We start from the raw sequence: 21,138 nt of genomic DNA on the forward strand, positions 1-21,138 counted from the left end.
CTCGTCATCTTCAATCATCTCTATGCTTGGTTTTGTTCGAATATTGATCAATCAGTGAGCATTTCTGACGAGAGGACGGAGGCCTGGGCAAACCGCCGACGCCGGGCGAGGAGATCCGGACCGCGGGCATGGGATGCGGCCCGGGCGCATCGCGAACCTGGCGGTGGCCGCCGCCCGCTTCGGCCTAGCGGGTTACGGGCCCGACGATCACGGACCGGCCGCCGGGACCGTCGCCCTTGGCGGGCAGGTTCACCCTGAGCCGCAGGATGTACGGATGGATCTCGCGCGGCGGGGTGATCACCACGCGAGTGAAGGTCGCTCCCCTGCCGCCGCCGTAGTTCTGCGGCACGACCAGCACGAAGGTCGCGCTGCGGCCCGGGGCGAGGACGACGGTGTGCGGGGCCTCGACGCCTCGCCGGGCGTGGACGTGTCCGTCCTTGCCGACCAGGTCCACGCCCGGGAAGCCGCGCAGGGAGCAGGAGGTCGGGCCGGCGTTGGTCAGCCTCACCGGAATGTTCGAGTACGGGCCCTTGCCGTACGCGTCGCCCATGGCGAACGTCAGGTGCGCGGTCCGGCACGGGGCGGCGGCCCTCGTCGTGGTCCGCGGCCCCGTGGACGCCGTGGCCGAGCCGGACACCGTCGCCGAGTCGGGCGTGCCGCTCGTGCCGCCGGTCGCGGTCGGGGAGGTGGCCGGCGCCGAGGTGCCGCTGCCCGCCGAACCGCTGCCGGGGCCCGGGGTGGTGTCCGGCGAGGACGCCGTGGCGGACGCGGCGGGGCTCGCTCCGCCGTGTCGGCCGTCGTCGCCGTTGCAGCCGGTGAGCGCGAGTCCCGCCGCGAGCACCGAGGCGGCGGCCGCCACCTTGTGGAACTGCTGCACACGCATGAGCCTTCCCCCTGCTCTGGATGCGGGACCCGTCGCGCGGGCCCCGCATGCCAGTTAGACGGGGAAAGGGGAGGCGAGGTTGCGGCGGGCGCCGGAAGGACGCCCGTGCGCATTGTCACCCGCCGCCCGGGGAACCCCGGGCAGCGCTTCGGGCATGCCCGTGCCCCTGACCGAGGCGGAACGCCTTGCCTCGGACACAACGCTCCGGCTCAGGCGTAGAACCGCGACAGGCTCTGCAGGACGGCGGCGGGCTTCCCGCCGCCCTCGATCTCCATCGTGCCGTCGACGGCGATCTGCACCCCACCCGGCACGTCCTCCACCGACACGAGCTTCGCGACCAGCCGGATACGGGAGCCGACCCTCACCGGTGCCGGGAAGCGCACCTTGTTCAGGCCGTAGTTGACCTTCGTCGACACGCCCTCGACCTCGAGCAACTCGGTGAACAGCGGGATGAAGAGGGACAGGGTGAGACAGCCGTGCGCGATGGGTGCGCCGAACGGACCGTCCTGCGCCTTCTCCGGGTCGACGTGGATCCACTGGTGGTCGCCGGTCGCGTCGGCGAACGTGTTGATCCGCTCCTGGGTGACCTCGATCCACTCGCTGGTGCCGAGGTCGCTGCCGGCCAGCTTCTTGAGTTCGTCGAGGCCGTTGACGGTGATGCTCATGTGGCGTTCCTTGTCTGGGATGTTCAGGAGTCGGTGCCGTACCGGGAGCGGACGCGGGACTTCAGGAGTTTTCCGGAGGCGGTGCGCGGAAGGGCGTCCGCGATCACCACCGACTTGGGGATCTTGTACTTGGCGAGCCGTCCGGCCAGCGAGGCGATGAGTTCGTCCGGGTCGAGCGTGACGCCCTCGCGGGGGACGACGACGGCGCGCGGCACCTCGCCCCACTTGTCGTCGGGCACGCCGATGACGGCGCACTCGACGATGTCGGGGTGGGCGAGGAACTGGTCCTCGATCTCCGCCGGGTAGATGTTCTCACCCCCGGAGATGATCATGTCTTTGATGCGGTCGACGATGTGGACGTAGCCGTCCTCGTCCACGCGCGCCGCGTCCCCGCTGCGGAACCAGCCGTCCGCGAACACGGCGGCGGTCTCCTCCGGCAGGCCCCAGTAGCCGGGCATGACGTGCGGGCCGCGCACCACGACCTCGCCGGTCTCGCCGACGTCGACCGGGGTGAGGTCGGGCCGTACGACACGGACGTCGCTGAAGAAGTGCGGCACCCCCGCCGAACCCGCCTTGCTGACGGCGTGCTCGGCGTCCAGGAAGAGCGCGCCGGGTGCCGCCTCGGTCATGCCGTAACCCTGGAGGAAGGTGAGCCCGCGCTCCTGGTACTTCGCGATCAGCGGGATCGGTACCGGGGACCCGCCGCAGGTGAGGATGCGCAGACTGGACAGGTCGGCCCCCGCCCAGCGCGGGTGCCGGGCCACCTGGTCGAACATGGTCGGCACCCCGAACATGAAGGTGATCCGGTGGCGTTCGATCAGGTCGAAGGTGGCGTCCGGGTCGAAGGCCTCGACCAGGACACAGGCGCCGCCCTTGAGCAGGACCGGCAGGGTGAGCATGTTCAGCCCGGCCGTGTGGAACAACGGGGCGGAGACCAGGGCGCGTTCGTCGGCGATCAGGTCGTGGTCGACGAGGACGTTGAACGCGTTCCAGACCAGGTTGCCGTGCGTGAGCATGGCGCCCTTGGGGCGGCCGGTGGTCCCCGAGGTGTACATGATGATGCAGGTGTCGTCGAGGAGGACGGGCTGGTCGATCGGCTCGTCGCTCGCGGCGGCCAGCAACTCCTCGTACTCCGGTCCCACTTCCACGTACGTCCGCACATCGGTGCTGCCGGGCAGCCCGGCGACGAGCGCGGCCGGCGAGGGTGCGTAGACGAGGGCCCTGGCGCCCGAGTCGGCGAGCTGGTGGGCGATCTCGGGCCCGGCGAGGCGGATGTTGAGCGGGACGAAGACCGCGCCGAGGGTGCCCGCCGCGAACAGCGTCTCCAGGTAGCCGGGGTGGTTGGGGCCGAGGTAGGCGATCCGGTCGCCGCGGCGGACGCCGCGGACGCGCAGGGCGTGCGCGAGGCGGGTGGTGCGTTCGTACAGCTCCGCGTAGGTGACGCTTCGGTCGCCGTGGATCAGGGCGGTGCGGTACGGGGTCTTGCGGGCCCGGCGTGCGGGCCACGACCCGAGTCCCTCGTTGCGCATCTCACGGCCCCTTTACGCTTTCGTCAGCCCGAGCAGACGGGCGGCGTTCTCCTTGAGGATCTTCGGTCGGACCTCGTCCTTGATCGACAGCTTCCCGAAGTCGGCGAGCCAGCGGTCGGGGGTGAGGACGGGGAAGTCGGAGCCGAAGAGCACCTTGTCCTTGAGCAGGGTGTTGGCGTACTGCACGAGCTGCGGCGGGAAGTACTTCGGCGACCAGCCGGACAGGTCGATGTGGACGCCCGGCTTGTGCGTGGCGACGGCGAGGGCCTCGTCCTGCCAGGGGAACGACGGATGCGCCAGGATGATCTTCAAGTGGGGGAAGTCGGCGGCGACGTCGTCCACGTGCAGCGGGTTGGAGTACTTCAGGCGGATCCCGCCCCCGCCGGGCACGCCGGCGCCGATGCCGGTCTGGCCGGTGTGGAAGAGCGCGATCGTCCCCGTCTCCTCGATGACCTCGTACAGGCCGTACGCCACCGAGCGGTCGTCGGGGAAGAAGCCCTGGATGCCGGGGTGGAACTTGAAGCCCTTCACCCCGTACTCCTCGACCAGACGGCGGGCCTGCTTCACGCCCGCCTTGCCGCGGAAGGGGTCGATGGAGGCGAACGGGATCAGCACGTCCGGGTTGGCGGCGGCGGCCTCGGCGACCTCCTCGTTGGGGACGGGCTCGGTGCCGGTGGCGGACTCGGCGTCGACCGTGAAGATCACGGCGGCCATCTTCCGCTCGCGGTAGTACGCGGCCGTCTCCTCGATGGTCGGCTTCCGCTTGCCCTCCACCCTGAAGTAGGCGGAGGAGGCGTCGTGCAGGTCGTCGTCCAGTGAGGAGTGGCCCTTGGAGGAGACCTCCGCGTGGGTGTGGACGTCGATCGCGACGAGTTCGTTCAGGTCCATCACGCCTCCGGGAGCTTCGGCGCGGGGATGCCGACGGTCTGCGGTTCGGCGCCGACCGAGGTGGCCCACACGTCGGCGAGGGCCTCCGGGGACCAGCCGCCGTCGGCGTACGCCGCCCTGGTCTCCTGCGGATGCGACCAGAGTGCCACCTTGTCACCGCCGATGCCGATGCACTGGCCGGTCACTCCGCGTGCCGCCTCGGAGGCGAGGAAGGGGACGAGGGCGGCGCAGTCCTCGGGGGTGCCGAAGCCCTCGCCCTTGCGGAGGAAGTCCGGGAGCGGCTCGCCGTTCTTCATGGCCTCGACGTAGGGGGCGAAGGCCGGGATGGTCTCGGTCATGGCGGTGGCGGCGACCGGCACGATCGCGTTGACGGTGATGTTCGCGCGGGCCAGCTCCATCGACCAGGTGCGGGCCATGGCGGCGATGCCGGCCTTGGCGGCGGCGTAGTTGGTCTGGCCGAAGTTGCCGCGCTGGCCGGCCGGGGAGCCGACCAGGACCAGGGTGCCGCCCTCGCCCTGCGCGCGCATCCGGACGGCGGCGGCGCGGGCGCAGGTGAAGGTGCCCCGCAGATGCGTGGTGAGCACCGCGTCGAAGTCGTCGTCGGTCATCTTCCACAGCACCCCGTCGCGCAGGATGCCGGCGTTGGTGACCAGGACGTCGAGTCGGCCGAACTCCTCCACCGCGCGGGTGACCAGGCGATCGGCGGCCTCGCTGGTGCCGACCGCGACGACCTCGGCCACGGCCCTGCCGCCCGCCCCGGTGAGGGACTTCACGGCCTGCTCGGCGACGGTCTCCTCGACGTCGTTCACGACCACGGCGGCGCCGTGGGCGGCCAGGGCATGGGCGTAGGCCAGGCCGAGGCCGCGGCCGCTTCCGGTGACGACGGCCACCTTGCCGGTGAGATCGATGCTGGGCACGAGCGGGTCCCTCCAGACGGGTCGGCCACCGGGTGCACCGCGGTGAGGGTGCCTGCGGGCACGCGGTGGCGTGCGGCTACGAGATCGAAGCTAAGGACAATTATTGTTGTCGTCAATAGTTGTTGCCGACCCGTCGGTGCGGCATGCTGTGCGACAGCACGTCCGACCGCCTCCACCGCCTCCGCCCGGAGGCCCGGCCCAGGGAGTCCGCCATCACCGGCCAGCAGCACGCCGCCCCGACCTCCGCACCCATCGACGCCCGGGAGCCGTGGATGCGCGGTCTGCACGCGGACGCCGGCTATCTGCTGTACCGGCTCGGGCTGCGCTCGGGTCAGTTGTTCAACGCCTTCCTCCAGGAGTCCGGCCTGCGGCTGCGCCACTACGCGCTGCTGCGCTTCCTCGCCACCTCCGAGGGCGCCCTGCAACGCGAGCTGAGCACCTCCCTCGGGTACGACCCCAGCGCGATCGTCGGCCTGGTCGACGACCTGGAGAAGCTCGGGTTCGCCGAGCGCCGCCCCTCCCCGGACGACCGGCGCAGCCGTGTCGTCGTACTGACCGAGAACGGCCGGGCCTTCCTGCGGGACACCGACGAGGCCGGCTCCCGGGTCACCGGTGAACTGCTCCGCCCGCTCGACGCCGACGAGCGGGACGTCCTGCACACGCTGCTGCTCAGAGTCGCCGAGACCAGACTCGGGTGACACCGAGCCGATGACCGCAGACGCCATCCCGCCGCAGACGGTGCGCTCCGCACCCGACCGGCTGCTCGCCGTCCTCGCCGCCTTCGACCACGCGCATCCCGCGCTCTGCCTGACCGACATCAGCCGCCGGGCCGGGCTCACCCTCACCACCACGCACCGCCTGGTGGGCGCGCTGACCGGGTGGGGCGCGCTGGAGCGCGACGCGGACGGCGTCTACCACGTGGGCCTCAGACTGTGGGAGGTCGCGGCGCTCGCCCCGCGCGGCCTGCAGCTGCGGCAGGTCGCACTGCCGTACCTGGAGGACCTGTACGAGGCGACCCACGAGAACGTGCAGCTGGCGGTGCGCGACGGCGCGGAGGTCGTGTACATCGAGTGGCTCTCGGGGCGGTCGGCCGTCGGCGTGCACATCCGGGTCGGCGCCCGCTGGCCGCTGCACGCCACCGGGGTGGGGCTCGCGCTGCTGGCCCACAGCGAGCAGGCGTTCCAGGACGAGTACTGCGCGGGGCCGCTGACCGCGTTCACCCCGTACACCGTCACGGATCCGGTGCGGCTGCGCCGCGAACTGGCCGAAGTCCGGCGCTCGGGCGCGGCGGTGAGCAGCCGTCAGGTCACGGACGACGCCCTGTCGGTGGCGGCCCCGGTACGCGGCCGCGACGGCGGGGTGACCGCGTCCGTGTCGGTCGTGGTCCCCCACGCGACGGCCCAGGTACCGGCCCTCGTCCCGGCGGTGCGGCTCGCGGCACGGGGGATCTCACGAGCGCTGGGGTGGCAGCCGGAGTCGCGGTGAGATCCGGGGGGTGCGCGCCTCAGACCTCGGGGCAGGGTTCCGAGGTGTCGGCGCCGGAGGGCAGGAGCAGACGTTCGCCGGCGGTCAGCGGTCGGTTGAAGGCCCGGCAGAGCCCTCTGTACCAGACGTCGGGGTCGAGCGGGAGCGTCAGAGTGCCCCAGGTGGTCGCTACCACGGCGGAGTTGCCCCGCAGGAACCATTGCGTGGAGGTCAGCTGCACGGGGAGCTCAGCGATCCCCAGCGTGGTTCCGGGCTGCCACATGTCGAGGTTCTCGAAATCGGTGGAGAGAAGATGCCCGTCGGGGGTGAAGCCGATCAGTCGGCCGGTGTCGCCTGCGGAGATCGCGGGCGGCCGCGGACGGAAGTCCGGCACGCTGCGGAACTCGATCCGCCCGGACTTCAGGACCTTGATGTTGTCGAGCGTGGCGAGGGTGTTCCCCGACGGGTCGAAGACTTCCGTCTCCGCATCGCTGATCGCATCGGGGTTGGCCTGGAACTCCCCGACCGGGCGGCGTTCGCCGAGATCCCACAGGCTCATTTCCCCGTCGCGGCCGCGGACCAGTACCTGCTGCGGGTGCCCTGGGCGCGGCCACAGCGACTGGCCGTTGGCCGCGAGCCATTGCTGCGTCGTGTCACGCGTGTGCAGCGGAAGCGGTGCGCCGATGGCCCGTCCGGTGGAGGGGTCCCAGCGCGCGAGGACGCCCGCGTAGAGGGTGATGACACTGCCGTCACCGGCGGCCACGACGGCCCCGGTGGCGTCCTTGCGCAACGCCGCGTCGTCCGGCAGCCGAAGAAGACGCTCCAGTGACAGACGGGGCAGGGAGTACACGGCGAGCCGGTCCCCGACCCGGGCGACGAGATGGCGGCCGTCGGAGGTGACGGCGTTCTGGCGCATGGCCATGAAGGTGGGCATGAGTTGCTGACGCGCCGCCGTCCCGGCCTGGTACCTTCTGCCGGTTCGGGTGTCGAGGACCGCGAGTGCCTCCTCGCCCGCGTAGACGTTCTCCAGGACGCGGAACCGTCCGTCCGGAGTGAACAACGGAAGAGGCCCGTTTTCCGGTGTGGGCAGGGCAGGGTCGGCGCCTGGCCGAGGCAGGGTGAAGCGCAGCAGCGTCCCGTCCCTGACGCCCAGCACGGTCAGTCGCCCGTCCTGCCGGGGCAGCACCGCGTAGTCGGCTTCCTTGGCGCCGTGGTCGGTGACCGGGACGGGGCCGCGGGACACTCCGCCCGTCCGGAGGTCGATCACCATGGCGGAGTCCACCCCGTCGTCCCCGGCCGGCATCACGGCGTACCGGCCGGTGGCGTCCAGGGGCGCGCCCCCACAGTTGATCCCGCGGACCTCGTACCGTGGTGTCCGCCCGGTCAGAGGTCGCACCCGGAAGGAATCAGAGGGGCAGTCGACGACCGCCTGGGCGTCGAGCCCGAGGCCGTCCAGGCCGACGACCGGCACCTTGCCGAGCTGCACTCCGGTGCGCAGGTCGAACCGCTCATAGCCTCCCGTCTCCTTGAGCGCGACGGTTCCGGAGGGCCGGGAGAAGCGCGCGGTGTAGAAGGCGCGGCCCGCGGGCAGCAGCGTGGTGGACACGAGCGCCCTGCGTTGCAGGTCCCAGACCCCGAGCCGTTCCCTGGCGTTGTCACCGTCGGCCGCGAACAGAGCGAGCAGCCGGGAGCCGTCGGAGGAGAAGTCGATGTCCCGGGTGTTCTCAGCCGCGTTCCAGGAAGGGGGCACAGGCAGCCGCACGGGACGGTCCGGGTGCGCGACGTCCCACACCGACAGCCCCTCCCTGTCGTCGAGCACGCCGGCCTTCCGGCCGTCGCGGGTGAGCCGCACGATCGGTTCGTGCGCGGTGATCGACCTGATCCGGGGCAACGTGTGCACGGTCACCCGGCCGGTGAGGCCGGTGAGGATCCGCACCGCCCCCACTTGGTCGACCACCGCCGCGGCCTTGCCGTCCGGTGTGGCCGTGAACAACAGCACGTGGTCGGTGCCGGGGACATCCAGGGCGTACTCGGTCTCGCGCAGTTGCGAGTAGAGCGTCAGCAAAGCGCCGTACGCCTCGGGCTGGTTCGGGTCGGTGCGCCATGCCTTCAGGGCCAGCAGGGCTGCGGTGCTCGGGCTGTCGGCGGCCCTGCGCACCGCGTCCGAGCCGAGCAGACGCGCCGTCTGGGCACGCAACTGCCGGTTCAGGTCCTGGGAACGCTGATACGTCAGTCCCGCCATCGTGGCGGCCAGCACAGCGAGCACGGTGATCACCGCGGTGATCAGCCGCCACCGTCGCACCTCCCAGCTCTGGCGGGCCTGCGAGGCCTGGATGTACGCGTGTTCCTCGGCCGTGATCTCCCGCATCCGCTGCTCGCGCCAACGGACGGCCTCCGCCAGCGGAGCTCCCCGTAACAGCGTCCCTCTGCTCCCGCCGTCGAGCTGCCGCCACTGGCGCAGACTCTGTCTGAGCCGCTCCTGCCAGTCCCGGAAGTCACGGTCCGCGGCCAGCCAGGACAGCAGCCGGTCCCAGTGGTGAATCAACGCCTCGTGCGCGACGTCGATCATTTCCGCGCCGTCCACCGCCTGGGTGGAGACCAGCAGTTTGCGGTCGATCAGCAGGCTCGCCACCCGCCGCTGGTCCTCGGGGAGGGAGTCGACGCGCACGGTGCGCCGCACGAAGCCGCCGTCGTCCTCCGGCCGGGCGAGCTGGACCAACAGGCGCCGTGCGGCGTCCCGTTCCGCGTCCCGCAGATGGCGGTGGTACACCTCCTCGGCGTATCCGGCGACCGCGCCCGAGACGCCGCCCATGGCGTCATAGGCCTCATGCGTGAGCGTCCTGCTGCGGCGCCGGTTCCACAGCCGGGTCAGCGTGAACTCCACCAGCGGAAGACGTCCGGGGCCGTCGCCCGCGTCGTCGAGGATCCGCTCGACCAGGCCCGCCTCGTGCACGACACCGGGAGCGGCGGCCAGTGGACCGGTGATCGCCGCCCGCAACTGGCGCCTGTCCATGGGAGCCAGGAACATGATGCCGTCCTGCAGCCCGCTCTGGTTGTCGTGGGTCAGCAGGCGGTCGAGGGAGCCGGACCGCACCGTGAGCAGCGCACGCACCGGCCGGGACCGCGGACTGCCCTCGGCCAGTGCGGTGACGAGCCTGAGCAGTTCCCGGCCGGTGGCAGGATCGGTGGTGACGATTTCCTCGAACTGGTCGACGAACAGCAGGACGCCGTCGGGGTGACGGCGCGCCAGGCGCGCGGCCACCTCGGTGGTGTTCCCGGCGGACAGGCGCTCGACCAGCTCCGCAGGCCCCAGTTCGCCGTCCAGCAGCGGGTGCAGCGCGCCGGCCAGCGTCTCCTCGGGCCCGAGCCCCGGAGTGGGCCGGAAGTCCGCCGTCACCTGGCCGGCCCGCCTCAGCCTGGGCATCAGTCCGGCACGGACGAGCGAGGACTTCCCACTGCCCGACGGACCGGACAGCACCACGACCGGTTGCCGGGTGACCAGCTCCTCCAGTTGCAGGGCGTCCTCCTCCCGGCCGCAGAAGACCGGTTCGTCCGCCTCTGTGAAGGGTTGCAGACCGCGGTAGGGGGAGGACGGCTGCGCGTGTGCGGCCAGCTCCGGCCAGGCGCGCAGGATCGAGGAGGCCGGGTGCAGATAGGCCGTGCCGACGGCGGTGCCCCGCCCGGCGGCGACCGCCATGCCGACGACTCCGCCGAGCTCGACGTCCCACACCGGCGTGCCGCTGAACCCCGGCTCCACCTGCGGCCCGGCCTCGCTCTGCATCTGCAGCCAACCGGCTCCCTGCACGGCTCTCAGCCGGCCCGCGGCCCATACCCCGTGGTCACTGCCGGAGGGGAAACCGAAAAGACGTACGGCGTGGTCCCACAGCTCGTCCGCCTCCACCAGCCACGGTGTCGCCGTGCCGGAGGGCACACCGCTCTCGAGGCGGAGCAGCGCCATGTCCCCGGTCTCGTCGGGGAGTACCGGGTGCCAGCCGGCAACGGTGGCGTGGACGAGCGGCGGGCCGTCACCCGTCCCCTTCGCCGCCGCCAGCGGGAAGTCGAGTGCGACCCGGCCGGGCGGCGGGGCAGGGTTCCCCGCGTCCGTGCCCAGGGCACGCGCCACGACGTGCGCGCAGGTGCAGAGCAGCCCGGGGGCCACGAGAAAGGCGGCACCGACGATGCCGCCCCGGCCGTGCACCCGGGCGAGGGCATCGGGGAGCACGGACTCACCGACGATCACGGTTCGGCGGGGCCTTCGGTCGGGCGACTCCACTCCACTGCGACGGTGAAGTTCGCCTCGGTCGCCGTTCGCGCGACCACCACTCCCGCGTCGGCGGAGAACTTGATCCCGAACTCCAGACTGATCCTTTCCGGCGGTGTGACACCCGCGCGAAGCTGGTTGACCACCGCCTGCATGGCGGGGCGTATGGGGGCGAGCACCTCCTGCAGGCTCCTGCCGGCCGCCTGGGCCGCGTCCTGCGCCCGGCCTGCCCGGGCCCAGCCGTTCTCGTCCCCCTGTTGGACCTCGACGTGCAGCTGCTCACCGCCGTCGAGCGGAATGGTCAGGACGTTCGGCATGGTTCCCCCAACTCCGGTGGCGCCTGGCTCGGTTGAGGATAGTAGTCAGTCGCGGGCCCGATGGGGTCGGGGCGGGCCGGCCCTCTTCACTTCATTGCCTGAACTCCCGTCCTGTGTGAGGGACTTTCTCTGCTTCACCTCTTGACGGCCGGAGTGACGGAGAGCACATTGAGCGCGCAACCATCGCGTGAGAGCGCTCTCAAAAGAGCCACGGGCACTCTCCCGGCAGGCACCCGCGCATCAACTCCCCGTACCGAGAGGCACCCCCACCATGAGCGATCCCTCCGGCATACCCCGCAGACGGCGCAGTGCGAGGCGGGCGATCATCGCCGCCCTCGGGACGACGGTGCTCGCCGTGGCCGCCGCCACGGTCGGCACTCCGTCCGCGAACGCCTCGGCCCCCGCCGCCCCGTCGGGCTGGACCCAGGTCTTCCTCGACGACTTCAACGGCGCGGCCGGTTCCGGCGTCGACACCTCGAACTGGCAGTACGACACCGGCACCGGCTACCCGGGCGGCCCCGCCAACTGGGGCACCGGCGAGGTCGAGACGATGACCTCCAGCACGCACAACGTCGCGCTCGACGGCAACGGCAACCTGCTCATCACCCCGCGCCGCGACGCCTCCGGCCACTGGACCTCGGGCCGTATCGAGACCACCCGCACCGACTTCCAGCCCCCGGCGGGCGGCAAGCTGCGCGTGGAGGCCCGGCTGCAGATGCCGAACGTCACCGGCACCGCCGCCGAGGGCTACTGGCCCGCGTTCTGGATGCTGGGCGCGCCCTACCGCGGCAACTACCAGAACTGGCCGGGCGTCGGCGAGCTGGACATCATGGAGAACGTCCAAGGCCTGAACAAGGTGTGGGCCACGATGCACTGCGGCACCAACCCGGGCGGCCCGTGCAACGAGACCACCGGCATCGGCAACTCCACCGCGTGCCCGAACACCACGTGCCAGTCCGGTTTCCACACCTACAGCGTGGAGTGGGACCGCTCGGTGAGCCCGGAGGCGATCCGCTTCTACGTCGACGGCGTCAACTACCACACGGTCACCGCGAACCAGGTCGACGCGACGACGTGGGCCAATGCCACGAACCACGGATTCTTCGTCATCCTGAACGTGGCGATGGGCGGCGCCTTCCCGGACGCGTTCGGCGGCGGCCTGGACAACGACACGCAGCCCGGCCATCCGATGGTGGTCGACTACGTGCAGGTTCTTCAGTCCTCGGGCGGTGGGAGCGGTACCACGCCTCCGCCGTCAGGCAACCGGGACGCCTACAGCGCGATCCAGGCCGAGTCGTACGACAGCCAGTCGGGCGTGGCCACCGAGACCACCACGGACACGGGCGGCGGCCAGGACATCGGCTCGCTGGCGAACGGTGACTGGGCCCTGTACAAGGGAGTCGACTTCGGCTCCACGGCCGCGAAGCAGTTCTACGGCCGGGTCGCGAGCGGTGCGGCGAGCGGGGTGAGCGGACTGGTCGAGGTGCGGCTGGACAGCCGGAGCAACGCACCGATCGGCAGCTTCGCCGTGGCCGACACGGGCGGCTGGCAGAACTGGAAGACGGTACCGGCGAACATCAGCTCGGTGACCGGTACGCACGACGTGTACCTCACCTTCACCAGCGGGCAGCCGAACGACTTCGTGAACGTGAACTGGTTCGACTTCGGGCACTGACCCGTCCCCGTCGGAGAGGGGCCCCACACGCGCCCGCCCGCGTGTGGGGCCCCTCTCCCGTGCACCGGGCTCAGCGCAGCTCCGCCCGGAACGCCGCCGGCGTCGTGTCCGTGTGCTGGTGGAAGAACTTGGAGAAGTTCGCCGCGTCGGGAAAGCCCACGGCGGCGCCGACGCGCCCTATCGGCAGGTCCGTGTGCGCCAGCAGACGCTTGGCCTCGAGGATCACGCGCTTGTCGATGAAACCCTTGGGCGTCTCACCGGTGGCGGCGCGCACGGCGCGGACCAGGGTGCGGCGGGAGTAGCCGAGGGCGTCGGCGTAGGCGCTGACGCTGTGGTTGGTGGCGAAGTCCCTCTCCACCGCGTTGCGGAAGCGGGTGAAGGGGGTGTCGGCCTGGTCGCGGGACGCCTCGACGGAGCCGGCCGCGAGGTGGGCGAGGCGTACCAGGAACGCGGTCAGCGAGTGCCGCAGCACCTCGGTGTGCGCGGTGAGCGGCAGCGTGGTGGTGTCCTCGTACTCGCGCCGGAGATGGGCGAGTGCCGCCCGGAGCGCGGCGAGCTGCGCCGGGTCCGGGTGCAGCAGCGGCGGCAGATCGTAGCGGTACAGGCCCGTGGCCTCCACCGCCGCACGGGGCAGGAAGCCGGGTTGCATGGTGAGCACGGTGCCGCGGTACTCGCTCGCCCGGGAGAAGCGGTGGACCTGCCCGGGGCGGATCCACAGAAGGTCGCCGCCGGTCATCTCGTACTCGGCGAAATCCACCATGTGTGTCACGGGGCCGCCAGTGAAGAGCATCACGACATGGAAGTCGATGCGATGGACGCGCTCGAGCGGCGCGTCCGGGTGCCAGGTGCGCTCCGGCTTCATGGGCCCCACCTGCATGCCCACGCCGCAGACGCTCAGGTCGACCGGGAACGCGTATGTCCTTATCCCGCCGTCTTGCATGGTTCTGTGCGCCATGTCCTTCTCGTGCCGCCTCGGTACCGCCACCGATGTCCCACTTTCACCGAAGGCTGACACAGGTGCACCTTCCCTCGCAAAAGTCAGACTTTTAGGTTTGAACGCGTTCCACCAGTGATTCCGCATCCAGTGAGGACTTTTTGAAGATGAGTGCGCAGAGCACCGACCGATTCGAATGGACCGAGCTCGACCGGCGTGCCGTCGACACCGCCCGCGTCCTGGCCGCCGACGCCGTGCAGAAGGTCGGCAACGGCCACCCGGGCACCGCGATGAGCCTGGCCCCGGCCGCGTACACGATCTTTCAGAAGGTGATGCGCCACGATCCGGCGGACCCGGAGTGGACGGGCCGCGACCGCTTCGTCCTCTCTCCCGGCCACACCTCGCTCACCCTCTACACGCAGCTCTTCCTGGCCGGCTACGAACTCGAGCTGGACGACCTCAGGGCCTTCCGCACGCACGGCTCAAAGACCCCCGGTCACCCCGAGTACGGGCACACGGCCGGTGTCGAGACCACCACCGGCCCGCTCGGGCAGGGCGCCGCCAACGCGGTGGGCATGGCGATGGCCGCCCGCTACGAGCGCGGCCTGTTCGACCCGGACGCTCCCGCGGGCGAGTCCCCCTTCGACCACACGATCTGGGCGATCGTCTCCGACGGCGACCTGGAGGAGGGCGTCTCCGCCGAGGCCTCCTCGATGGCCGGCCACCAGAAACTCGGCAACCTCGTCCTCCTCTACGACGACAACCACATCTCCATCGAGGGCGACACCGCGACGGCGTTCTCCGAGGACGTGCTGAAGCGGTACGAGGCCTACGGCTGGCACACCCAGCGCGTGGAGCCCGCCGAGAACGGCGACATCGACGTCCACGCGCTGTACGCGGCGCTCAAGGCGGCGCAGGCCGAGACCGAGCGCCCCTCGATCATCGCGATGCGCACGATCATCGCCTGGCCGGCCCCGAACGCGCAGAACACCGAGGCCGCGCACGGCTCCGCGCTGGGCGCGGACGAGGTCGCCGCCACCAAGCGGGTCCTGGGCTTCGATCCGGAGAAGTCCTTCGAGGTCGCGGACGAGGTCCTCGCCCACACCCGTCAGGCCCTGGACCGGGGCGCCGAGGCGCACGCCGCCTGGGACAAGCGGATCGCCGAGTGGCGCGGCGCCCAGCCCGAGCGCGCGAAGCTGTACGACCGTGTCGTGGCAGGCCAGCTCCCCGACGGCTGGGAGCAGGCGCTCCCGGAGTTCGAGGAGGGCGCGCCCGTCGCCACGCGTGCCGCCTCCGGCAAGGTGCTGCAGGCGCTGGGTGCGGTGATCCCCGAGCTGTGGGGCGGCTCCGCCGACCTCGCGGGGTCGAACAACACGACCATCGACAAGAACAGCTCCTTCCTTCCGGTCGGCAACCCGCTGCCGGAGGCGGACCCCTACGGACGCACGATCCACTTCGGCATCCGCGAGTTCTCGATGGCCGCGGAGATGAACGGCATCGCGCTGCACGGCAACACCCGCATCTACGGCGGCACGTTCCTGGTGTTCTCCGACTACATGCGCAACGCCGTGCGTATGTCCGCCCTGATGCAGCTCCCGGTGACGTACGTGTGGACGCACGACTCCATCGGCCTCGGCGAGGACGGCCCGACCCACCAGCCGGTCGAACACCTGGCCGCGCTGCGCGCCATCCCGGGCCTGAACGTCGTGCGCCCGGCCGACGCCAACGAGACCGCCGTCGCCTGGGCCGAGATCCTCAAGCGGCACTCCACCAACCCCGCCCCGCACGGCCTCGCGCTCACCCGTCAGGGCGTGCCGACGTACGCCCCCGACCCCGATGCGGCCAAGGGCGGTTACGTCCTGAAGGAGTCCTCCACCGGGACCCCGGTCGTCATCCTCATCGCCACCGGTTCCGAGGTGCAGCTCGCCGTCGCCGCGCGGGAGCTGCTGGAGGCCGAGGGCGTGGGCACCCGGGTGGTGTCGATGCCGTCCGTGGAGTGGTTCGAGGAGCAGCCCGCCGAGTACCGCGAGCGCGTCCTGCCGCGGTCCGTGAAGGCCAGGGTGGCGGTCGAGGCCGGTATCGGCCTGACCTGGTACCGGTTCGTCGGCGACCTGGGCCGCATCGTGTCCCTGGAGCACTTCGGCGCCTCGGCCGACGCCAAGGTGCTCTTCCGCGAGTTCGGCTTCACGCCGGAGAACGTCGTCGCCGCCGCCAAGGAATCTCTTGCCGCCGTCCGCGGTTGATCCGATCGCCAGAAGGAAGATGATCACAGTGACCGAAGCAACCGCACCCGCGGCGCCCCTGAAGCGCCTGTCCGAGGCGGGGGTGTCGATCTGGCTGGACGACCTGTCCCGCAGGCGGATCGCGTCCGGCAACCTCGCCGAACTCATCGCCACCCGGCACGTGGTGGGCGTCACCACCAACCCGTCCATATTCCAGGCCGCCATCGGCTCCGGAGAGGGCTACGAGGAGCAGTTGGCCGACCTGGCCGTGCGCGGTGTGACGGTCGAGGAGGCCGTCCGCATGATGACCACCGCCGACGTCCGGGCCGCCGCCGACCTCCTGCGGCCGGTGTACGACGCGACGGACGGCCGGGACGGCCGGGTCTCGATCGAGGTCGATCCGCGACTGGCCCACCACACGGCGGCGACGATCGCCGAGGCCAAGCAGCTCGCCTGGCTCGTCGACCGCCCCAACGTGATGATCAAGATCCCGGCGACCGAGGCGGGCCTGCCGGCCATCACCGAGGTCGTCGGCCGGGGCATCAGCGTCAACGTGACGTTGATCTTCTCCCTGGAGCGCTACCGCCAGGTGATGGACGCCTACCTCGCCGGCCTGGAGAAGGCCCGGGCCGCCGGGCTCGACCTGTCCGCCGTCCACTCCGTCGCCTCCTTCTTCGTCTCCCGCGTCGACACCGAGATCGACAAGCGCCTGACGAAGCTCGGCACGGACGAGGCACTCGCCCTCAAGGGCAGGGCCGCCCTGGCCAACGCGCGTCTCGCCTACGAGGCGTACGAGAAGGTGTTCGCGGCCGAGCGGTGGAGCGCACTGGAGACCGCGGGCGCGAACAGGCAGCGCCCCCTGTGGGCCTCCACCGGTGTGAAGGACCCGGCGTACAAGGACACCCTGTACGTCGACGAACTGGTCGCGCCCGGCACGGTCAACACCATGCCGGAGGCCACTCTCGGCGCCACCGCCGACCACGGCGACATCCGGGGCGACACGGTGACGGGTGGCTACGAGCAGGCCCGCGCTGACCTGGCGGCCGTGGAGCGGCTCGGGATCTCCTACGACGAGGTCGTGCGGCAGCTCGAGGACGAGGGCGTCGCGAAGTTCGAGACGGCCTGGCAGGACCTGCTGGACGCCGTGACGAAGTCCCTGAACGGCAAGGGAGTTGACGCGGAATGAGCGACGGGAACATGGCGCAGGGCGCGGCTCCGGCCGAGAGCACGCTGGTCCTCGAAGCCGCCCTCACCCCTCCGGACAGTGGTTCGTCCGCCTGGGGCAATCCGCTGCGCGACCCCCGGGACCGTCGTCTGCCCCGAATCGCGGGCCCGTCGGGACTGGTCATCTTCGGTGTCACCGGCGACCTGTCCCGCAAGAAGCTGATGCCGGCGGTCTACGACCTGGCCAACCGTGGTCTGCTGCCGCCGGGCTTCTCCCTCGTCGGATTCGCCCGACGCGACTGGGCCGACCAGGACTTCGCGCAGGTGGTGCACGACGCGGTGCGCGAGCACGCCCGTACGCCCTTCCGCGAGGAGGTGTGGCAGCAGCTCGCCGAGGGCATGCGGTTCATCCCGGGCGACTTCGACGACGACATGGCGTTCAAGCAGCTGAAGTCCGCTGTCGACGAGTTGGACGCCTCCCGGGGCACCAGCGGCAACTACGCGTTCTATCTCTCGGTGCCGCCGAAGTTCTTCCCGAAGGTCGTGCAGCAGCTCAAGAAGCACGGCCTCGCCGACGCCCCGGAGGGCTCCTGGCGGCGCGCGGTCATCGAGAAGCCGTTCGGCCGCGACCTGGCGAGCGCCCGCGAGCTGAACCGGATCGTGCACGAGGTGTTCGAGCCGGAGCAGGTGTTCCGCATCGACCACTACCTGGGCAAGGAGACCGTCCAGAACATCCTGGCGCTGCGGTTCGCCAACACGATGTACGAACCGGTCTGGAACCGGTCCTTCGTGGACCACGTGCAGATCACCATGGCCGAGGACATCGGCATCGGCGGCCGCGCCGGCTACTACGACGGCATCGGCGCCGCCCGGGACGTCATCCAGAACCACCTGCTCCAGCTGATGGCCCTGACGGCCATGGAGGAGCCCATCGCCTTCGATGCCGCGTCGCTGGTCACCGAGAAGATGAAGGTCCTGAAGTCGGTGAAGCTGCCGGGGGACCTCGGGGCGCACACCGTGCGCGGCCAGTACGCGGCCGCCTGGCAGGGCGGTGAGAAGGTGCGCGGCTACCTCCAGGAGGAGGGCATCGACCCCGCGTCCACCACGGACACCTACGCGGCGATCAAGCTGGAGGTCGACAACCGCCGCTGGGCGGGCGTGCCGTTCTACCTCAGGACGGGCAAGCGCCTGGGCCGCCGCGTCACCGAGATCGCGGTCGTCTTCCAGCGGGCGCCCCACTCTCCGTTCGACACCACGGCCACCGAGGAACTCGGCCAGAACGCGATCGTCATCCGGGTGCAGCCGGACGAAGGGATGACCGTTCGCTTCGGTTCCAAGGTGCCGGGTACATCGATGGAGATACGGGACGTCACGATGGACTTCGCCTACGGCGAGTCGTTCACCGAGTCCAGCCCGGAGGCGTACGAACGGCTGATCCTGGACGTACTGCTCGGCGACGCCAACCTCTTCCCCCGTACGGAGGAAGTGGAGGAGTCCTGGAGGATCCTCGACCCGATCGAGGAGTACTGGGCGACGCACGGCAAGCCCGCGCAGTACGACTCGGGCAGCTGGGGTCCCGAGGAAGCCGACGAGATGCTCGCACGAGACGGACGGAGCTGGCGCAGGCCATGAAGATCGACCTGACCGACACCACGGCAAGCAAGATCAACAAGGCACTGGTGCAGGGCCGCCGCGCCCTGGGCACCCCGGCGGTGGGCATGGTCCTGACCATGGTCATCGTGACCGACGAGGAGAACGCCTACGACTCGATGAAGGCGGCCGAGGACGCCTCGCACGAGCACCCCTCGCGGACCCTGGTGGTCATCAAGCGGCAGGCCCGCACCCCACGCGACCGCACCCGGTCGCACCTGGACGCCGAGGTCCGGGTGGGTGCCGACGCCGGGACCGGCGAGACGGTCGTGCTGCGGCTGTACGGCGAGGTGTCCGACCACGCCGACTCGGTGGTCCTGCCGCTGCTGCTGCCGGACGCGCCCGTCGTCGTGTGGTGGCCGGTGGACGCGCCGGACAACCCGGCCAAGGACCCGCTGGGCGCCCTCGCGCAGCGCCGCATCACCGACCTGTACGCCGTCGAGGACCCGCAGCGCGTGCTGCGGGCCCGAGTCGCCTCGTACGCGCCGGGCGACACCGACCTGGCCTGGACCCGGCTGACGCCGTGGCGGTCGATGCTGGCCGCCGCGCTCGACCAGGCCCGCACCGAGGTGATCTCCGCGGCCGTGGAGGCCGAGGCGGAGAACCCGGCCGCCGAACTGCTGGCCCGCTGGCTGGAGGCCCGCCTCAAGGTGTCCGTCGACCGGGTCGTCACCGCGGGACCGGTCGTCACGGCCGTCCGGCTGGGCACCGACAAGGGCGAGATCGTCATCGACCGGCCCGAGGGCCCGCTGGCCACCCTCACCCTGCCGGGCCAGCCCTCGCGCACCCTGGCGCTGAAGGTGCGCCCGACCTCCGAACTGATCGCCGAGGAGCTGCGCCGCCTCGACGCGGACGACATGTACGCCATCGCCCTGCGCGGCGGTGACGGTGTCAGGGAGGAGGCCGCTCATGTCCGACAGCCCTAGGCTCACCCGGCGGCCCGAGTGGACCGAACTGGAGGACCACCGTGCCCGGTGGCACACGCACCTGCGGGAGCTGTTCGACCAGGACCCCGGGCGTGCGGAACGCTACGTCGTGCGCGTCGGTGATCTGCGCATCGACTACTCCAAGCACCTGATCACCGACGAGACCCTCGCGCTGCTCCAGGAACTGGCCACCGCCACCGGCGTGTTCGGGCTGCGCGACGCCATGTTCCGCGGCGAGAGGATCAACACCACCGAGAACCGGGCCGTGCTGCACACCGCGCTGCGCGCACCGCGTGACGCGGTGATCGAGGTCGACGGCGAGAACGTGGTGCCCCAGGTGCACGCGGTGCTCGACAAGATGACCGACTTCGCCGACCGGGTCCGGTCGGGCGAGTGGACCGGCCACACCGGCAGGCGGATCAGGAACGTCGTCAACATCGGCATCGGCGGCTCGGACCTGGGCCCCGCGATGGCGTACGAGGCGCTGCGCGCCTTCACCGCACGGGAGTTGACGTTCCGGTTCGTGTCGAACGTGGACGGGGCCGACCTGCACGAGGCGGTGCGCGACCTGGATCCGGCGGAGACGCTGTTCATCGTCGCGTCGAAGACGTTCACCACGATCGAGACGATCACGAACGCGACCTCGGCCCGGTCCTGGCTGCTCACGGCGTTCGAGGGCGACGAGAAGGCGGTCGCCAGGCACTTCGTCGCCCTGTCGACGAACGCCGGGAAGGTCACCGAGTTCGGTATCGACCCGGAGAACATGTTCGAGTTCTGGGACTGGGTCGGCGGCCGGTACTCCTACGACTCCGCGATCGGACTGTCTCTGATGATCGCGGTCGGCCCGGAGCGGTTCCGGGAGATGCTGGACGGTTTCCGCATCGTCGACGAGCACTTCCGGAACGCGCCGGCCGAGGCCAACGCACCGCTGCTGCTCGGCCTGCTGGGCGTCTGGTACGGCAACTTCTTCGACGCCCAGTCGCACGCGGTGCTGCCGTACTCGCACTACCTGTCGAAGTTCACCGCGTATCTGCAGCAGCTGGACATGGAGTCCAACGGCAAGTCGGTGGACCGTGACGGGCACCCGGTGCAGTGGCAGACCGGGCCGGTGGTGTGGGGCACCCCGGGCACCAACGGGCAGCATGCCTACTACCAGCTCATCCACCAGGGCACCAAGCTGATCCCGGCCGACCTGATCGGCTTCGCGAACCCGGTCGCCGGGCTCGGCGACGAGCTCGAGGCGCAGCACGACCTGCTGATGGCCAACCTGTTCGCCCAGGGCCAGGCGCTCGCCTTCGGCAAGACGGAGCAGGAGGTGCGCGCGGAGGGCGTGCCCGAGGAGCAGGTGCCGCACCGCATCCTCAAGGGCAACCACCCCACCACCACGATCCTGGCCGCCGAGCTGACGCCGTCGGTCCTCGGGCAGCTGATCGCCCTCTACGAGCACAAGGTGTTCGTGCAGGGCGCGATCTGGCACATCGACTCCTTCGACCAGTGGGGCGTCGAACTCGGCAAGGTGCTCGCCAAGCGCGTCGAGCCCGCCCTGACCCGGGGTGCCGACGTCCCCGGCCTGGACCCGTCGACGGCCGCCCTCGTGGCGGCCTACCGCACGCTCAAGAACGATCCGGAAGAAGTGAACTGAC

The 21,138-nt window shown here is 70.9% G+C and carries 16 protein-coding genes and 1 pseudogene; 9 read left to right on the forward strand and 8 right to left on the reverse strand.

Translation table 11 applies throughout. The features are described 5' to 3' along the window. Positions 1-80: 80 nt before the first annotated feature. A pseudogene (locus tag AC5WS8_RS03460) lies at positions 81-187 on the forward strand (carbohydrate kinase family protein); the annotation flags it as partial. On the opposite strand, the gene AC5WS8_RS03465 reads toward AC5WS8_RS03460, so the two are convergent. The 5 genes from AC5WS8_RS03465 to AC5WS8_RS03485 all read right to left on the reverse strand — a co-directional run bounded on the left by AC5WS8_RS03465 (position 185) and on the right by AC5WS8_RS03485 (position 4,882). Beyond that, complete coding sequence (locus AC5WS8_RS03465) at positions 185-883, reverse strand: DUF4232 domain-containing protein (RefSeq protein WP_496101731.1); 699 nt, start codon at positions 881-883, stop codon at positions 185-187. The pseudogene AC5WS8_RS03460 and the gene AC5WS8_RS03465 overlap by 3 nt on opposite strands. A 209-nt stretch (positions 884-1,092) precedes the next feature. Continuing rightward, positions 1,093-1,548 (reverse strand): MaoC family dehydratase, encoded by a 456-nt coding sequence (locus tag AC5WS8_RS03470; protein WP_496101732.1) that lies wholly within the window; start codon positions 1,546-1,548, stop codon positions 1,093-1,095. A 23-nt stretch (positions 1,549-1,571) separates the two neighbouring features. Beyond that, positions 1,572-3,077, reverse strand: coding sequence for an acyl-CoA synthetase (locus AC5WS8_RS03475; protein ID WP_496101733.1), 1,506 nt, complete (start codon positions 3,075-3,077; stop codon positions 1,572-1,574). Between the two features lie 12 nt (positions 3,078-3,089). Beyond that, complete coding sequence (locus AC5WS8_RS03480; RefSeq protein ID WP_496101734.1) at positions 3,090-3,965, reverse strand: amidohydrolase family protein; 876 nt, start codon at positions 3,963-3,965, stop codon at positions 3,090-3,092. Beyond that, complete coding sequence (locus tag AC5WS8_RS03485; RefSeq protein WP_496101735.1) at positions 3,965-4,882, reverse strand: SDR family oxidoreductase; 918 nt, start codon at positions 4,880-4,882, stop codon at positions 3,965-3,967. The genes AC5WS8_RS03480 and AC5WS8_RS03485 overlap by 1 nt, the downstream gene beginning before the upstream one ends. Positions 4,883-5,154: 272 nt before the next feature. Here AC5WS8_RS03485 and AC5WS8_RS03490 point away from each other — a divergent pair, with 272 nt between their 5' ends. Both AC5WS8_RS03490 and AC5WS8_RS03495 read left to right on the forward strand, forming a co-directional pair. Continuing rightward, positions 5,155-5,580, forward strand: coding sequence for a MarR family winged helix-turn-helix transcriptional regulator (locus tag AC5WS8_RS03490; RefSeq protein ID WP_496101943.1), 426 nt, complete (start codon positions 5,155-5,157; stop codon positions 5,578-5,580). Between the two features lie 10 nt (positions 5,581-5,590). Then, positions 5,591-6,367, forward strand: coding sequence for an IclR family transcriptional regulator (locus tag AC5WS8_RS03495; protein ID WP_496101736.1), 777 nt, complete (start codon positions 5,591-5,593; stop codon positions 6,365-6,367). Between the two features lie 19 nt (positions 6,368-6,386). Here the strand turns inward: AC5WS8_RS03495 and AC5WS8_RS03500 are convergent, their stop codons facing one another. Then, positions 6,387-10,586, reverse strand: coding sequence for an nSTAND1 domain-containing NTPase (locus tag AC5WS8_RS03500; protein WP_496101737.1), 4,200 nt, complete (start codon positions 10,584-10,586; stop codon positions 6,387-6,389). Continuing rightward, on the reverse strand, positions 10,583-10,924 hold the full coding sequence (locus AC5WS8_RS03505) for a CU044_2847 family protein (RefSeq protein ID WP_496101738.1): 342 nt from the start codon (positions 10,922-10,924) through the stop codon (positions 10,583-10,585). The genes AC5WS8_RS03500 and AC5WS8_RS03505 overlap by 4 nt, the downstream gene beginning before the upstream one ends. 271 nt (positions 10,925-11,195) lie before the next feature. Here AC5WS8_RS03505 and AC5WS8_RS03510 point away from each other — a divergent pair, with 271 nt between their 5' ends. Continuing rightward, positions 11,196-12,599 carry a glycoside hydrolase family 16 protein gene (locus AC5WS8_RS03510; protein ID WP_496101739.1) on the forward strand — a complete coding sequence of 468 codons (1,404 nt, stop codon included), beginning with the start codon at positions 11,196-11,198 and terminating at the stop codon, positions 12,597-12,599. 70 nt (positions 12,600-12,669) lie between these two features. Here the strand turns inward: AC5WS8_RS03510 and AC5WS8_RS03515 are convergent, their stop codons facing one another. Further along, the gene (locus AC5WS8_RS03515) at positions 12,670-13,554 is read right to left on the reverse strand and encodes a helix-turn-helix transcriptional regulator (protein WP_496101740.1); all 885 of its coding nucleotides are present in this window, start codon (positions 13,552-13,554) and stop codon (positions 12,670-12,672) included. Between the two features lie 146 nt (positions 13,555-13,700). On the opposite strand from AC5WS8_RS03515, the gene tkt reads away from it, so the two are divergent. From tkt to pgi, 5 genes are read left to right on the forward strand one after another with little or no spacing between them, the layout of a single operon-like run. Continuing rightward, positions 13,701-15,776: a transketolase gene (gene tkt, locus AC5WS8_RS03520; protein WP_496101741.1), complete on the forward strand. Its 2,076-nt coding sequence runs from the start codon at positions 13,701-13,703 to the stop codon at positions 15,774-15,776. A 19-nt stretch (positions 15,777-15,795) separates the two neighbouring features. Next, complete coding sequence (gene tal, locus AC5WS8_RS03525) at positions 15,796-16,941, forward strand: transaldolase (RefSeq protein WP_496101742.1); 1,146 nt, start codon at positions 15,796-15,798, stop codon at positions 16,939-16,941. After that, positions 16,938-18,551 carry a glucose-6-phosphate dehydrogenase gene (gene zwf, locus AC5WS8_RS03530; RefSeq protein ID WP_496101743.1) on the forward strand — a complete coding sequence of 538 codons (1,614 nt, stop codon included), beginning with the start codon at positions 16,938-16,940 and terminating at the stop codon, positions 18,549-18,551. The genes tal and zwf overlap by 4 nt, the downstream gene beginning before the upstream one ends. Continuing rightward, complete coding sequence (opcA, locus tag AC5WS8_RS03535) at positions 18,548-19,495, forward strand: glucose-6-phosphate dehydrogenase assembly protein OpcA (protein ID WP_496101744.1); 948 nt, start codon at positions 18,548-18,550, stop codon at positions 19,493-19,495. The genes zwf and opcA overlap by 4 nt, the downstream gene beginning before the upstream one ends. Further along, the gene (gene pgi, locus AC5WS8_RS03540; RefSeq protein ID WP_496101745.1) at positions 19,479-21,137 is read left to right on the forward strand and encodes a glucose-6-phosphate isomerase; all 1,659 of its coding nucleotides are present in this window, start codon (positions 19,479-19,481) and stop codon (positions 21,135-21,137) included. The genes opcA and pgi overlap by 17 nt, the downstream gene beginning before the upstream one ends. The last annotated feature ends 1 nt before the right edge of the window (position 21,138 follow it).

Source organism: Streptomyces sp. PTL18, from assembly GCF_059510295.1.